This window comes from Bacteroides stercoris ATCC 43183 (assembly GCF_025147325.1).
GTDB classification, from domain to species: Bacteria; Bacteroidota; Bacteroidia; order Bacteroidales; family Bacteroidaceae; genus Bacteroides; species Bacteroides stercoris.
In genome coordinates this window covers 2256611-2272429 of sequence record NZ_CP102262.1, presented here as the reverse complement: position 1 = coordinate 2272429, position 15819 = coordinate 2256611, and the positions used below count along the sequence as shown (strand labels likewise).

Genomic DNA, 15819 nt, shown 5'->3' with positions numbered 1-15819 from the left:
ATGATGGAGATATATGAGTATATGTACGATAACTATTATAGTTATGACAACTTTATTGTCACTACTTTTATCGAAAAAGAAAGATAGTATATCTTACGTTAGGCATCTACATTTTGTTCTGTATGATTACATTACCCAATAGGTGTACATAGTATTAAAAGCGATCAGGTACACCGAATAGTACACCGAAAGAATGCTTTGATATGCTTATTTTTGCTATGTACCAAAATAAAAAATCGCCGTAAATTGTTAGTTTACAGGAATTTTCTTTGTTTTGCAATTCTTTCCAGCGGAGAGACAGGGTATTGAACCCAAACATCTAACCGCCTATAAATCAGCTTTTTATTTTCCAAAATTTCAAATAGGTAACGAAACAGTAACGATTTTTGCAGGGTTATTTGTCCGGCTTTGTCCGCTGTTTGTCTGCCTATCTCACGGGTTCAAAGATACAACACATTTTTTAATTACGCAAATCTCTGTATATAAATGTTTCAGCTTAGGTGCAAGGTGCAAGCTATATATATAGATATATACTTGCACCTTGCACCTATCCGAAAAAATATGCCGTATTATTTGGCTATTCAAAATATTGTTCGTAGTTTTGCGAACAACAAAGAAGAAAGGAGAATTGAAGTGAAAGAGAAACAGTACACAACAGAGCAGGAACAGATTGCTCGTTTTGCCAAAGCAATGGGGCATCCGGCACGGATGGCTATTCTTGCTTTCTTGGCGAAACAAGATAGTTGCTTCTTCGGTGATATTCACGAAGAACTGCCTATCGCTAAAGCAACCGTTTCGCAGCATTTGAAAGAACTGAAAGAAGCTGGCTTAATTCAGGGTGAAATAGAAACACCAAAAGTCCGGTATTGTATAAATCGGGAGAACTGGGAACTTGCCCGAAAATTGTTTGCAGCTTTTTTAGGGGACTGTAAATGTAAAGGTACATCGTGCTGTGAATAGCAGTACCTTTTTTTTGGGATAATTGTTCGTAGTTCTACGAACTACGATTATTATATTAACTTTAAAGTAGAATGACAATGGAAATTAAAGTATTAGGAACTGGGTGTTCAAGCTGTAAAGCCTTGTACGAAACCACCAAACAAGCTATTTCAGAATTAGGTTGCGATGCAACCCTTATCAAAGAGGAAGATTTATTGAAAATCATGGAGTATAACATTTTAGGGCTTCCGGCTTTGGTGATTGACGAGAAAGTCGTATCAGCCGGGAAAAAGTTATCCCTTGCAGAAGTGAAAGAGTTGATAACCAAATAAAAGTGAACTATGAGAAAATTATTTTATCTACTGATTGCAACGCTGGTCTTAGTTTCCTGTGGTAATGGTTCAAAGAAAAAGACCGGAGAAAACCAAGCGGAAGAAATACAGTCTAACCGCATAGAGGTTCTTTATTTTCATGGAGCGCAACGGTGTATCACTTGCCGGGCGATAGAAGCAAATACAGTAGCCCTTTTGGATAGCCTTTATTCAAAAGAAAAAGCGGACGGTAAAATTATCTATAAAGTGATAGACATTTCAAAGAAAGAAAATGAAGCGATTGCAGACAAGTACGAAGTTACATGGTCGTCTTTGTTTGTGAACGGCTGGAAAGACGGTAAAGAGAATGTAAACAACATGACCGAGTTTAGTTTTTCCAATGCGAAAAATGCACCGGACAAGTTTAAAGAGGGAATTAAAAGCAAGATTGACGAATTGTTAAAACAGTTGTAAGATGGATTTTCTTCAATCGCTATTAGATAACAGTTCTATTCCTGCTATTACAGCTTTTATATTGGGGATTTTAACGGCGGTTAGCCCGTGTCCGTTAGCGACCAACATAACGGCAATAGGATTTATTAGTAAGGACATAGAAAACCATCACCGGATATTTATAAACGGATTGCTTTATACATTCGGCAGAATAGTAAGCTATACGGTTCTTGGCTTTATCCTTATCCCTATTCTCCGTGAGGGGGCAAGCATGTTTATGGTTCAAAAAGTCGTAAGCAAGTACGGGGAAATGCTGATTGCTCCGGCGTTAATCATCATTGGAATATTTATGCTCGATATAATAAAACTCAATCTGCCGAAAATCAATATCGGCGGTGAAAGTTTGAAAAAGAGGACGAAAGGCGGTTGGGGGGCTATGCTATTGGGTATTTTATTCGCCCTTGCTTTTTGTCCTACCAGTGGAGTATTTTATTTCGGTATGCTTATGCCTTTGTCAGCAGCAGAAACGGGCGGGTATCTCTTACCTGTAATTTACGCTATTGCTACGGGATTACCCGTAATCCTTGTTGCATGGATTTTAGCGTACAGTGTTGCCGGACTGGGTAAGTTTTATAACCGGATGCAAATATTCGAGAAATGGTTTCGTAAAATAGTTGCCATCCTCTTTATTGCGGTAGGAATTTATTATGCAGTAGTCTTTTATCTATAACATAGAGTATCATTTTAAATAAAAACAGTATGAAAAAGATAGAAATTTTCGACCCGGCAATGTGTTGCCCTACGGGTCTTTGTGGAACAAATATTGACCCTGAATTAATGCGTATTGCGGTTGTTATTGAAACATTGAAGAAACAGGGTATCATCGTTACCCGTCACAATTTACGTGACGAACCGCAAGTGTATGTAAGTAATAAAACAGTAAACGAGCATCTGCAAAAACATGGGGCGGATGCACTGCCTATTACTTTAGTGGACGGCGAAATCGCTGTTTCAAAAACCTATCCTACCACCAAACAAATGAGTGAATGGACGGGTATCAATTTGGATTTTATGCCAGTAAAATGAGTATTCACCAGCTAATTATATAAAAATGAAAACATTTAATTTATCAGATATAGATTTGACGAAATACCTTTTCTTCACTGGAAAGGGCGGTGTAGGGAAAACTTCGATTGCTTGTGCTACTGCGGTAGGCTTGGCAGATAATGGAAAGAAAATACTTCTTATCAGTACAGACCCAGCTTCAAACCTGCAAGATGTGTTTAATCAAACACTGAACGGACACGGCACGGATATTCAAGAAGTACCCGGCTTGACGGTCGTTAATCTCGACCCGGAACAAGCCGCAGCCGAATACAGGGAAAGCGTTATCGCTCCTTTCCGGGGACAACTGCCCGAAAGTGTAATTCAGAATATGGAAGAACAACTTTCAGGCTCTTGTACGGTAGAAATTGCGGCTTTCAACCAGTTTTCCGATTTTATCACGGATGCCGATAAAGCAAAAGAATACGACCATATTATCTTTGATACAGCCCCCACGGGACACACGTTGCGAATGTTACAACTGCCATCAGCATGGAGTACATTTATTAGTGAGAGTACGCACGGTGCATCTTGCTTAGGTCAATTATCCGGTTTGGAAGAACGGAAAGGTATCTATAAGCAGGCAGTTGAAACACTTTCGGATGCAAATGCAACCCGCTTAGTGTTGGTTAGCCGTCCCGAAATCGCACCACTAAAAGAAGCTGCTCGTTCTTCACATGAATTGCAATTACTGGGAATTAAAAACCAGCTATTGGTAATCAACGGGCTTTTGCTACAATTAGATGAAGCCGACAGCGTATCGAAACAGATATATGACAGGCAGCAAAATGCCCTGAAACAGACCCCTGCGGAACTGCTGGAATATCCGTCTTATTATGTTCCTTTACGGTCATACAATTTATCTAATATTACGAATATCCGCCGGATGCTTTACAATGATAATTTAACAAATGATGCGAACTATCAGCGGATTACCGATGCCAAAGGGATAGATGAACTGGTAAACGACCTCTATCAATCAGGAAAAAGGGTTGTTTTTACTATGGGAAAAGGCGGCGTGGGAAAAACCACTTTAGCCACTGAAATAGCCCTGAAATTAACAAAACTGGGTGCAAAAGTGCATCTTACCACCACTGACCCGGCAAACCATCTGAATTATAACCTTGCTGTTCAGGCTGGCATTACGGTAAGCCGGATTGATGAAGCGGAAGTGTTGGAAGCCTATAAAAACGAGGTTCGCAGTAAAGCTGCGGAAACAATGACTGCCGAAGATATGGAATATATAGAGGAAGATTTACGTTCACCGTGTACGCAGGAAATTGCAGTATTCCGGGCTTTCGCTGAAATTGTCGATAAAGCAGAAAATGAAGTCGTAGTAATTGACACCGCACCTACCGGACACACTTTGTTATTGCTGGATGCAACGGAAAGTTACCATAAAGAAGTACAACGTACACATGGCGACACTCCCGCTTCGGTAAGAAAGCTGTTACCACGTTTGAGAAACCAGCAGGAAACAGAAGTCGTTATTGTGACCCTGCCCGAAGCAACACCCGTATTTGAAGCCGAACGTTTGCAAATGGATTTACAACGTGCCGGGATTAATAATAAATGGTGGGTCGTGAATGCTTGCTTGTCATTAACTGACACCGAAAATTCTTTCTTGCGGGCAAAGGCGCAAAATGAATTGGTTTGGATTAAGAAAGTAGAAGAATTGTCAAAGGGAAATGCTGCCCTGATAGCTTGGAAAAATAACTAAAAACATGAAGATTTTAATTCTTTGTACAGGGAATAGCTGCCGCAGCCAAATGGCACATGGCTTTCTACAATCATTTGACAATAAACTGGATGTCTTTTCAGCAGGAACAAAACCTGCTGAAAAGGTTAATCCGATGGCGGTAAAGGTTATGGATGAAATGGGTATAGATTTAGCCCACCATACCCCTAAAAGTGTAAACCTATATATAGGGCAGGAATGGGACTATGTTATTACGGTCTGCGGTGGGGCAAACGAAAGCTGCCCGATGTTTACGGGTGAAGTAAGAAATAGGCTGCATATAGGATTTGACGACCCCTCGGAAGCAACCGAAACGCCGGAGTTTATAAACAGTGAATTTCATCGGGTACGGGATGAGATAAAATCCCGTTTCTATGACTTCTACCTGAAAGAATTAAGACCACAATTAAGCTAAATAGTTGTTGTTATGGAAAAGAAACAAGGAATTGGATTTTTTGAAAAATACCTGACTATCTGGGTTGCCTTGTGCATCATTATTGGAATTGCTGTGGGACAATGGCTTCCGGCAATTCCGCAAACATTAAGCAAATTTGAATATGCCAACGTGTCTATACCCGTGGCAATCCTGATTTGGTTAATGATTTATCCGATGATGCTAAAAGTGGATTTTCAAAGTGTTAAGAATGTCGGCAAGCGTCCGAAAGGAATAATAGTCACTTGCGTTACAAATTGGCTGATAAAGCCATTTACCATGTTCGGAATAGCTTATTTGTTCTTCTATGTGGTTTTCAAAGCCTTTATACCTGCCGGATTAGCCGAAGAATATTTAGCCGGGGCGGTATTATTGGGGGCTGCACCTTGTACAGCTATGGTGTTCGTGTGGAGTTACCTTACTAAAGGGGATGCCGCTTATACGCTGGTACAGGTGGCAGTGAACGATTTAATCATATTGGTAGCGTTTGCCCCTATCGTTGCTTTCCTGCTGGGAGTTGGCGGCGTATCTATCCCGTGGGACACTCTGTTGCTATCCGTAGGGCTGTTTGTTGTGATACCACTTGCTGCCGGGGTCATTACCCGAATAATGGTTATCCGCCGCAAAGGTGTGGAATATTTCAATAACGTATTTATTAAGAAATTTAATAATTATACGGTAGGTGGGTTGCTATTAACGCTTATTATCCTGTTTTCATTTCAGGGAGAAACGATACTGAACAATCCCCTGCATATCTTATTGATTGCAGTTCCGCTTGTGTTGCAAACGGTTCTGATATTCTTCGTTGCTTACGGTTGGGCGAAAGGGTGGAAATTACCCCATGATGTTGCCGCACCTGCCGGAATGATTGGGGCAAGTAATTTTTTTGAATTGGCGGTTGCTGTGGCTATTTCTCTTTTTGGTTTACAATCCGGGGCTGCATTGGCTACGGTGGTGGGCGTGCTGGTCGAAGTTCCGGTGATGTTGATGTTAGTAAGGATTGCCAATAACACACGAAGCTGGTTTCCGGCTACAAAATAATAATAGGGCAAAAGTCCTAATCTAACTTTATCGTAAAAAGGCTTGGTGCTGGAAATGTTTGTTCCTAACATTTCCGGCATTCTGCCTTTTACAAAAGTCATAATAAAGATACATTTTTCGGCATTAAGACAACCGTTATAACATGAGCAATGAAATTGATTTTGAAGAATTTATAAGAAACATAGACTGCGCTATCTATGAAAAAATAGATGTTGATAATTGGAATATTTCAATAGAGGTAGTTCTCGATGTAGTCGAGTTCCTGCAACGGTCACTTGAAGATTTGAGGACATATATTGTCAATCATCCTTTCAGCAGCAAAGAAGAAGAAATTTATTTCTTCAAACACATCAAACCGGAAGTATTGAGTAGATTATTATACTTTACAGAGATTTACAATACCGAAATGCGAAAACCGCATGGAAGTATTGAAGTCTTAAAAAAGTATTATAACGACAGATTGGATGAATTGACTTCCTATTTTGAAAGTAATTTGGATTTTTACCAATATTACCGTTCTAAAGCGACCCACTTAGACAATCACTATTTTGTACGGGGGCATATTGATTTTAAGCTGTGTCCGAATTGTGTACCTTATGACCGTGACCCGGAGTTTTCCACTTGTTACGACCACAAAGCAGCACAAATATTAGCGAATGATATGCTTTGCATTTATCTGAATAAAAAGCTACATGGGGTTGATAAGCAAGTAATCATCGCAAAAAGTCGGTCTTTCTTACCGGAACACCCTTTCCGGTGGACTGCAACCAAAATAGCAGCCGTAGAATTAGGCTACGCTATCTATGCGGCGGGTGTCCTGAATAACGGGCAAGCGGATATAAAAGAAATTATGACTTTTATGGAAGCATCGTTTCAAATCGACTTAGGCGACTACTACCGGACATACATAACTATGAAAGACAGGAAAAAAGACAGGACTTCTTTTCTAAACAGCTTAATAAAAAGCCTGCTTAAAAAGATGGATGAAGATGATAACCTATAAACAAAAACAACCAAGTTCTTACCAACTTGGTTGTTTTTGTTTTCACCCGTTCCCTACTCTATTTTTTTCTTTATTGTTGCGAAAACAGGTAATATTTGCCTTGTTTTACCTGCAATTATTCCGAAAAATAAATCTTCCAACTTGGTAAAAGGTTGGAAGATTTAAAAAATAAAACACTCCAACTTTGCGGCAAATCAATTAGTTAGCAAAATGGAGATAATAACATTCGAGTCTAAAGCCTATAAGGAATTAGACAACAAAATTACCGCTATTGCGGATTACATTTTCAACCACATGGAAGCGGAAAGCACCAATGAAGATGAAATTTGGGTGGATAGCTACGAAGTCTGCACATTTTTGAAAATCAGTGAAAAGACACTCCAACGTCTGCGAGTGGCTGGAACTATTGCCTACTCCAATATTCGGGGACGTTACTTTTACAAAATCAGTGAAGTAAAACGGATGTTGGAAGAACGCCTGATAAGAAGTAATAAAGAAAACATTCAAGACCTGATAACCAACCACCAGCTATATGTTAAGGAAAGAAGAAATATTAGAAAGGACAAATAATGGGCTATCCGTGTTCAAGCATTACATATCCGGTAATTGGCGGATAGGTCGTAATTTCTTAAACCCACTTTATGAGGATAATAAAGCGTCTTGTAACATCTATTTCGACCGCCGAAGTGGTATCTATAAAATGAAAGACTTCGGTAACGACAGTTATAGCGGTGATTGTTTCTTTTTCGTAGGACGACTTAAAGGGCTGGACTGCAATAATTCAATGGATTTTGTGGAGATACTGGAAACCATAGACCGGGATTTGGGATTAGGACTTGCAACAGGTAATCCGATACCAGTTACCCGTACTTCTTCCCATATAGTAAATGATATGCCGGAAGAAACACCTGAAAAGGAAAGTAAACCTTACCAGTTCCGGGAACAGAAATTCCCGCTTGCCGAATTGATGTACTGGCAACAGTACGGCATCACACCGGAAGTATTGGAACTCTACAAGGTATGTTCCTTACGGGATTTTCAGAGCGTAACGGCGGATGGGACGCCGTTCACTTATACTTCATCCGTAACAGAACCGATGTACGGGTATAAGAACAAACGGTACATAAAATTGTACCGTCCATTCTCGAAAACCCGTTTCCTATATGGTGGCAATTTCGGGGAAAACTATTGTTTCGGATTGGAGCAACTGCCCGCAAAGGGTGATACACTGTTTATCACAGGTGGTGAAAAAGATGTCATGTCATTGGCAGCACATGGCTTTCATGCTATTTGCTTCAATAGTGAAACGGTGACTATCCCGCCTACCCTGATTTATAAACTGACGTTCCGTTTTAAACATATCATCTTGCTATATGATACCGATAAAACGGGCAAGGAAAGCGCACGCAAACAGGAAAAACAGTTGGAAGAATTTGGAGTAAAACGGTTGCTTCTTCCGCTTTCCGGCACAAAAGAGGAAAAGGATATTTCCGATTATTTCAAGGCAGGGAATACCCGTGAAGATTTCCTGAAATTGTTTATCGAATTTTTAGACAACCTATATAGTGATACATTGATTATGCTTAAATCGTGCGAAATAGACTTCAATAATCCTCCGGCAAATATAAACATTATTTACATAAAATCGTCCTATAGAACGGAAACACATAACGAAACTGAGAAGAATTATCATTACAATTATAAAAAAAGAAGAAAAAAAGATATTTTTAGCGGTCAACGTATCCGTATTTCAACCCTTTCGCTCTTTCATTGTTATAATAATAAACAGTAATTATATGAATTCCCAATTCTCGGACATACGAAAAGAATATAAGAAAGGCAAGCTCACCCGGAATACTATCTCAGAGAATCCCTTCGAGCAATTCGCCCGCTGGCTCAACGACGCCCTGCATTGCGGCGAGAACGAACCTACCGCCATGATTGTAGCCACCGTCTCACCGGACGGACGGCCCTCTACCCGCACCGTACTGCTGAAAGGCGTGGAAAACGGTAAACTCATTTTTTTCACCAATTACGAAAGCCGTAAGGGACGGCAACTCACAGCCAATCCCTACATCTCCCTCTCTTTCGTTTGGCATAAGCTGGAAAGACAAGTACATATTGAAGGGAAAGCAGAGAAATGCACTCCTCAAGAATCGGACGCTTACTTCTCCACCCGACCCTACAAAAGCCGGATCGGCGCAAGAATATCCCCCCAAAGTCACGTCATCAGCAGCCGGATGGAAATAATCCGCGCTTTTGTAAAGGAAGCTGCCAGGCTGACCGGACAGACCGTACCACGTCCCGACAACTGGGGCGGTTTTGCCGTCACCCCCACCCGCTTCGAATTCTGGCAGGGACGGGAAAGCAGGCTGCACGACCGTTTCGAATATACTCTCCACGAAGAAAAGTCCGCTTCCGGCCTATCGTGTCCAAACTCCGAAAAATGGGAGATAAACCGCCTTGCACCCTAAACCGGACTGTCAAAGTATTATATCCTATGAATAAAGCTTAAAATGAGAAACAAAGTCATAATGCTGCTGTTAGAGGGGAAAACTTTAATAGAAAATAATTATGAATTACGGAATCAGTGTTCTCTTTCGCACCATCCCTCTGCTGATGGCCCTGTTTTGTTTTGGTTACGGAGCTTTTGTACTTGATATGGGAACGGCCCCGGCAAAAAACGTTGCCGGTCCGGTAGTAATGTCATTAGGAATGATTTGCATTGCCTTGTTTGCAACAGCGGCTACCATTATCCGGCAGATTATTCACACATACAATACGGTTGTCCTGTACGCTCTGCCCGTGCTTGGCTATCTGGCTGCCCTACTGACTTTCATCTGCGGCTGGGAATATATCAGCGAAGCTGCCACCGCCAGTCATTTCGTAGCCGGACATGTAATCTGCGGCGTAGCTTTCATCACTGCCTGTGTGGCAACGACCGCCACTTCTTCCACCCGATTCACCCTTATACCTGCCAATTCCCAAACGACGGAAAACAATGTGCCCCCACAAGCCTTTAACGGCACACAAGGTAAGCTTCTTATAGTTGTTGCGACATTGCTGGCACTTGCCACTTGGATATGGACATTCCTTCTGCTTGCAAAAAGCGATGTGCACAACGCCTATTATGTAGCAGGGCATGTCATGGCAGGAATAGCCTGCATCTGTACAAGCCTCGTGGCACTGGTGGCAACTATCGTACGCCAAATACGTAACAGTTACTCGCATGCAGAACGTAAATGGTGGCCTGTAATGGTACTTGCCATGGGAACACTCAGCATCCTTTGGGGGCTACTGATACTGAAAAACCCGAACCCTGCCGAATCTTCCATAGGGTATATAATGATAGGCCTGGGATTGGTTTGCTACAGCATTTCAAGCAAAGTCATACTCCTGGCAGCAATATGGCGCAACACTTTCAAACTAGCAAACCGAATTCCCTTGATACCCGTATTTACCGCACTGCTCTGTCTGTTCCTGTCTGCTTTCCTTTTTGAAATGGCAAGCATACACGAAGTCTACTTTGTACCGGCACGTGTACTGGCAGGATTGGGCGGTATCTGCTTCACACTCTTCTCCATCGTAAGCATACTGGAAAGCGGAACCTCAAAAAGGTAACCGCTTATCCGTCAATTTCTATGTCGGTAAAGATGTCCACATCCGCGGCATGATGCGCCACGTAGGCAGCCGGACCGGTATCGCCCGATTTCAGAATGTCATAAACAACTTCCGTCTTGTTCTTACCCGTTATCAAGAATATAAGCTTTCTGGCACTGAACAGCAGACATCCCGTCATGGCAATACGCGGCTGCCCGTTATAAGGATTTATGCTCTTTTCATACGGATGAAAAGAAGAGAGCAGATACTCCTGACCGGGAAAAATGGAAGAAGTATGTCCGTCATCACCTGCTCCCAACAGCACTATGTCAAAGGTAGGGAAACCCCGGCGCAAAGGAACCGTACTGGAAACCAAATCCGAATAACGTTTCGCCTCTTGCGCCGGACTACGGCAATCACCATGAATGGGGTATACATATTCATCGGGCATGCCTACCTCTTGCAGCAGCAAACGCAGCATAGTACCGTAATTACTGTCCGAGTCGCTGACGGATACGCAACGTTCGTCCACCCAGAAAATCCGCATCCGCATCCAAGGAGTCTCTTCTCTGAACTCATGCGCCCAAATGTCAAACATAAGGGAAGGAGTCGTTCCTCCACTGAAAGCAAGGTAAAAAATCCGCTCCGGCTCCCGGTTCATCATATCGATTATATACCGGATAAGAGCACGTGCAGTCGAGGTTGCAGCAGGATATACATAACTTTTCATAATTCACAATATTCATCAGTATTCGTCAAATTCTTACACGGGTTAGTCCATTCGGCCCCATGTTCGCGCATCATAGCTTCACTTTCCAAAGGTCCCCACGTTCCCACGGGATAACCGTAAAGCGGTGCATCCGGATGTTCCTGCCAATACTTCAGCACAGGATTGAAAAAACGCCATGACGCATCTACGGCATCGCTACGGGTAAAGAGTGTCTGGTCTCCCTGTATACAGTCTTCAATCAGACGGGCATACGCGTCTCCGGCGGGCAGACCGCCCAAATCGGAATAACTGAAGTCCATCATCACCTGTTTCACATCAAACCCCGGTCCCGGAACTTTCATTCCGAACTTCAGCACAATACCCTCATTGGGCTGCAAACGCAGAATCAGTTTGTTGGCACGCGGGCAGTGGCCGCCTTCACAACGGAACATCTGATGAGGTGTCTCGCGGAAGTGTACCACGATTTCGGTCACCTTGGTCGGCATCTGTTTTCCGGTACGGATATAGAAAGGAACGCCGCTCCACCGCCAGTTGTCAATGCCTATTTTCATGGCAATATAAGTTTCGGTACGGGAATCGGAAGCTACGTTCTTCTCTTCACGATAACCGGGCTTGGTCGCAGACGCGGTATATTGCCCACGGACAATGTGCTCGTTCAGGTCTTCTTCTGTCAAGGGAGAGAGAGATTCATATACTTTTACCACCTCGTTGCGGAAATTATCGGCATTGAAAACTGCCGGCGGTTCCATCGCGGTAAGCGCTACCAACTGAATGAGGTGATTCTGTACCATATCACGCAATGCTCCGGTTCCTTCATAAAACCCTCCACGCTGTTCGATACCCAAATTCTCTACTGCGGTAATCTCTACATAGTCAATGTAATTACGGTTCCAAAGCGGCTCGAAGATGCCATTGGCAAAACGAAAAGCCAGAATGTTCTGCGCAGTCTCTTTACCCAGGAAATGGTCTATACGGTAAATCTGATGCTCCTCGAATACGGAAGCATAGATACGGTTCAGTTCACGGGCAGATTCCAAATCATAACCGAAAGGCTTCTCGACGATGATACGCGTATGAGGACGGTTCAGGCGGGCAGTCTTAAGATGAAGAGGAATCACACCATACAGCGACGGCGGTGTTGCCAGATAGTACAACATGCCATCCGGCTCCTGCTCACCCGTCAGTTCCCGGAGACGGGCATCCAGATTTCCATAATCGGCAGCCTCGGCCGGATTAAGCGAAAGATAGTACAGATGATTGCAAAAATCAGTCATACGTCCGCCGGCATGTTCTTCCGAAGCCACAAAACGTTCCATTTCCGTCCGTATATAAGTACGGTAGGTATCATCCCGGTATCCGGTACGTCCGATGCCTAAAACAGCAAAACCTTCCGGCAGGCGGTTATCCTTGTACAGATTATATAATGCCGGTATTAACTTGCGCTTTGTCAGGTCACCGGAAGCGCCGAAAATTATCATCACAAATTTACTCATAGCTTTATGTTTGTAGGGGAATTTCAGTAATCTTCACACTAAAGAAAGACTACACGTTATAGGTTCCCGACTTCGTTTCTCCGCCGTGTCCTGTCCAGTCTTCATGGAAGAACTGCCCACGCAGTCCGTCCACACGCTCAAAGGTGTGCGCTCCGAAATAATCGCGCTGTGCCTGAATCATATTCGCCGGTAAGTTGACGGAGACGAGTGAATAAAAATAATTCAATGCCGATGAAAATGCAGGAACCGGAAGTTCCTCTTTCATAGCCTGTGCCACCAGATGTTTCCAACCGGAGAGCAGTTGTTTCATCTCATTGCTGAAATAAGGAGTAAGAAGAAGATGCTGCGGTTTCTCACTCCGCTCGAAAGCGGCTGCAATATCATTGAGGAAGATACTGCGGATTATGCAACCGCCACGCCACATACGGGCAATGGAAGCCAAATCGAGGTTCCATCCGAAAGAGTCCGAAGCACGTTGCAATACAGCAAAGCCTTGAGCATAAGACACCAGTTTGGATGCATAAAGCGCCGAATAAATATCTCCTACCATTTCGGATTTGTTGTATACCACCTCCGTGCGCCGGCAGGTAAAATGCCCGGCAGCCGACTTCCGCAGTTCTTTCTGAGCCGACAAGCTGCGTTCAAAAACAGCCGTAGCAATCAGCCCCAACGGCATACCAAGCTCCATAGCATTGATTACCGACCATTTGCCTGTACCTTTTTGTCCGGCTGTATCCAGTATTTTATCTATCAGATAACCGCCCGACTTATCTTTATGCTGCAAGATATTAGCAGTAATTTCAATAAGATAGCTACGCAATTTGCCCTCATTCCATTGCGAAAAGACCGAAGACATTTCTCCGTTATCCAGCTTCAGCAGGTTCTTCATCACCCAATAGGCTTCAGAAATAAGCTGCATATCGCCATATTCGATGCCATTATGAATCATCTTGACAAAATGTCCCGAACCGGCCGGTCCCACCCACTGACAGCAAGGCGTGCCGTCGGATGCTTTGGCAGCAATACTCTGCAAAACAGGCTTCACTTCTTCCCAGGCGCTTACCGAACCGCCCGGCATGATAGAAGCTCCATTCAATGCACCCTCTTCACCGCCGGAAACACCTGCTCCCACAAAACGGAAGCCTCTCGCTTCGGCCAATGCCACACGGCGATTGGTATCTTCATAGTTGGAATTACCGCCGTCTATCAATATATCTCCCGGAGAGAGCAACGGAAAAAGCTGCTCCATCAGTTCGTCTACCGCACTACCGGCACGAACCATCATCATTATCTTGCGCGGAACGGCTACAGACTCCACAAAACGAGCTATATCCGTATATCCTTCAATACTTTTACCCTGTGCGCGTCCGTTTATAAAACGTTCTACCACACCTTCTTCAATCCCCGGAACCGTACGGTTATAAACCGAAACCCGCCAGCCCTTGTCCGCCATATTCAATGCAAGATTCTCGCCCATCACGGCCAGCCCTATCAGTCCAATGTCTGTTTTATTTAAATTCTCCATATACTTGTATAATTTATCTTTGTTATTAAAACAAAAAATAACGTCTGTTTGTTCGTGTCAAATTTGAAATTAATTCATTTTTTTCATAAAGGATTGACACAGAAAAACGATGTCATATCCGCTTCCCGGCAATCATCCGGACGCTACTCTCGGTATAAAGCAAAAATAATCTCAAAATCATTTACCGCATTGGCTTTGTTGTCTCACAATAAATTACGATTTTTGCAGGACGAAATATGCAACAATCAAAAAAAGTATAATACCAGAAACAATGAAAAAAGCTCTAATCTCCGGAATAACCGGACAGGACGGTTCGTTCCTCGCAGAATTCCTGTTGCAAAAAGGATATGAAGTACACGGCATATTGCGCCGCTCATCTTCGTTCAATACCGGACGCATCGAGCACTTGTATTTCGATGAGTGGGTGCGCGACATGAAGCAGAAGCGAACTATCAACCTGCATTATGGAGATATGACGGACAGCAGCTCGCTGATACGCATTATCCAGCAAGTGCAGCCGGACGAGATATACAACCTTGCTGCACAGAGCCACGTAAAGGTCTCGTTCGATGTACCCGAATATACCGCCGAAACAGATGCTATAGGTACGCTGCGCATGCTCGAAGCTGTACGCATTCTCGGTCTGGAAAAGAAAACCAGGATATATCAGGCATCTACCTCGGAACTGTTCGGCAAGGTGCAGGAAGTGCCGCAGAAGGAGACTACCCCTTTCTACCCGCGCAGTCCCTACGGCGTAGCCAAACAATACGGTTTCTGGATTACAAAGAACTACCGCGAAAGCTACGGAATGTTCGCCGTAAACGGCATTCTCTTCAACCACGAAAGCGAGCGCCGCGGCGAAACCTTCGTTACCCGCAAGATTACGCTGGCTGCCGCCCGCATTGCACAAGGATTCCAGGACAAACTGTATTTGGGCAATCTGGATGCACGCCGCGACTGGGGATATGCCAAAGACTATGTGGAATGTATGTGGCTTATCCTGCAACACGATACGCCGGAAGACTTCGTGATTGCTACCGGAGAGATGCACACCGTACGCGAATTTGCCACACTTGCCTTTAAGGAAACCGGCATAGAACTGCGCTGGGAAGGCGAAGGCGTGAACGAGAAGGGTATTGACAGCCAAACCGGTAAGGTACTGGTAGAGGTGGATCCCAAATATTTCCGTCCTTCCGAAGTGGAACAGTTGCTGGGAGACCCCACCAAAGCCAAAACGTTACTGGGCTGGAATCCGCAGCAGACAAGCTTTGAGGAGTTGGTACACATCATGGCGGAACATGACATGAAGTTTGTACGGAAACTGCATTTGAGAAGCAAAGAAGACTGAAACAGATAATTTAATTTTTCAGACAGAAGAACAAAAGAACATATATATATGAGAAAATAAAAAAGAGTATAAACCGGATATGTTCTTTTGTTCTTCTGTCT

Annotated in this window: 16 protein-coding genes and 1 pseudogene; 14 read left to right on the top strand and 3 right to left on the bottom strand. The window is 43.5% G+C overall.

What is annotated here, in order from left to right:
• The first annotated feature begins 633 nt into the window (after positions 1-633).
• The 13 genes and pseudogenes from NQ565_RS09210 to NQ565_RS09150 all read left to right on the top strand — a co-directional run bounded on the left by NQ565_RS09210 (position 634) and on the right by NQ565_RS09150 (position 10643).
• On the top strand, positions 634-960 hold the full coding sequence (locus tag NQ565_RS09210) for an ArsR/SmtB family transcription factor (protein ID WP_005800946.1): 327 nt from the start codon (positions 634-636) through the stop codon (positions 958-960).
• Between the two features lie 77 nt (positions 961-1037).
• Positions 1038-1271: a thioredoxin family protein gene (locus NQ565_RS09205; protein ID WP_005800948.1), complete on the top strand. Its 234-nt coding sequence runs from the start codon at positions 1038-1040 to the stop codon at positions 1269-1271.
• 9 nt (positions 1272-1280) lie between these two features.
• The gene (locus tag NQ565_RS09200; RefSeq protein WP_005655272.1) at positions 1281-1724 is read left to right on the top strand and encodes a nitrophenyl compound nitroreductase subunit ArsF family protein; all 444 of its coding nucleotides are present in this window, start codon (positions 1281-1283) and stop codon (positions 1722-1724) included.
• Position 1725: 1 nt separating this feature from the next.
• Entirely contained in the window at positions 1726-2433 is a 708-nt protein-coding gene (locus tag NQ565_RS09195) for an aromatic aminobenezylarsenical efflux permease ArsG family transporter (protein WP_005655271.1), read from the top strand.
• A gap of 29 nt (positions 2434-2462) precedes the next feature.
• On the top strand, positions 2463-2789 hold the full coding sequence (gene arsD, locus NQ565_RS09190; protein WP_005655270.1) for an arsenite efflux transporter metallochaperone ArsD: 327 nt from the start codon (positions 2463-2465) through the stop codon (positions 2787-2789).
• 25 nt (positions 2790-2814) lie between these two features.
• On the top strand, positions 2815-4527 hold the full coding sequence (arsA, locus tag NQ565_RS09185) for an arsenical pump-driving ATPase (protein ID WP_005655268.1): 1713 nt from the start codon (positions 2815-2817) through the stop codon (positions 4525-4527).
• A 4-nt stretch (positions 4528-4531) separates the two neighbouring features.
• Positions 4532-4960, top strand: coding sequence for an arsenate reductase ArsC (locus NQ565_RS09180; RefSeq protein WP_040315777.1), 429 nt, complete (start codon positions 4532-4534; stop codon positions 4958-4960).
• A gap of 12 nt (positions 4961-4972) precedes the next feature.
• Complete coding sequence (gene arsB / locus NQ565_RS09175) at positions 4973-6019, top strand: ACR3 family arsenite efflux transporter (protein ID WP_005655265.1); 1047 nt, start codon at positions 4973-4975, stop codon at positions 6017-6019.
• Positions 6020-6161: 142 nt separating this feature from the next.
• Entirely contained in the window at positions 6162-7022 is an 861-nt protein-coding gene (locus NQ565_RS09170) for an RteC domain-containing protein (protein WP_005655263.1), read from the top strand.
• 210 nt (positions 7023-7232) lie between these two features.
• Positions 7233-7592, top strand: coding sequence for a helix-turn-helix domain-containing protein (locus NQ565_RS09165; RefSeq protein ID WP_005655259.1), 360 nt, complete (start codon positions 7233-7235; stop codon positions 7590-7592).
• Positions 7555-8643: pseudogene (locus NQ565_RS09160) on the top strand (toprim domain-containing protein); the annotation flags it as partial. The gene NQ565_RS09165 and the pseudogene NQ565_RS09160, both read left to right, overlap by 38 nt.
• Before the next feature lie 175 nt (positions 8644-8818).
• On the top strand, positions 8819-9496 hold the full coding sequence (gene pdxH / locus NQ565_RS09155) for a pyridoxamine 5'-phosphate oxidase (RefSeq protein WP_005655256.1): 678 nt from the start codon (positions 8819-8821) through the stop codon (positions 9494-9496).
• A gap of 100 nt (positions 9497-9596) precedes the next feature.
• Positions 9597-10643, top strand: coding sequence for a DUF2776 family protein (locus NQ565_RS09150; protein WP_005655254.1), 1047 nt, complete (start codon positions 9597-9599; stop codon positions 10641-10643).
• A 4-nt stretch (positions 10644-10647) separates the two neighbouring features.
• Here NQ565_RS09150 and pgl read toward each other — a convergent pair whose 3' ends face one another.
• The 3 genes from pgl to gnd are packed head-to-tail and all read right to left on the bottom strand — an operon-like array spanning position 10648 to position 14370.
• Positions 10648-11352 (bottom strand): 6-phosphogluconolactonase, encoded by a 705-nt coding sequence (pgl, locus tag NQ565_RS09145; protein ID WP_005655252.1) that lies wholly within the window; start codon positions 11350-11352, stop codon positions 10648-10650.
• Positions 11349-12845, bottom strand: coding sequence for a glucose-6-phosphate dehydrogenase (gene zwf / locus NQ565_RS09140; protein ID WP_005655250.1), 1497 nt, complete (start codon positions 12843-12845; stop codon positions 11349-11351). Before zwf ends, pgl begins: the two co-directional genes overlap by 4 nt.
• A gap of 49 nt (positions 12846-12894) precedes the next feature.
• Entirely contained in the window at positions 12895-14370 is a 1476-nt protein-coding gene (gene gnd, locus NQ565_RS09135) for a decarboxylating NADP(+)-dependent phosphogluconate dehydrogenase (RefSeq protein ID WP_005655248.1), read from the bottom strand.
• Between the two features lie 271 nt (positions 14371-14641).
• On the opposite strand from gnd, the gene gmd reads away from it, so the two are divergent.
• On the top strand, positions 14642-15718 hold the full coding sequence (gmd, locus tag NQ565_RS09130) for a GDP-mannose 4,6-dehydratase (RefSeq protein ID WP_005655246.1): 1077 nt from the start codon (positions 14642-14644) through the stop codon (positions 15716-15718).
• Positions 15719-15819: the final 101 nt, after the last annotated feature.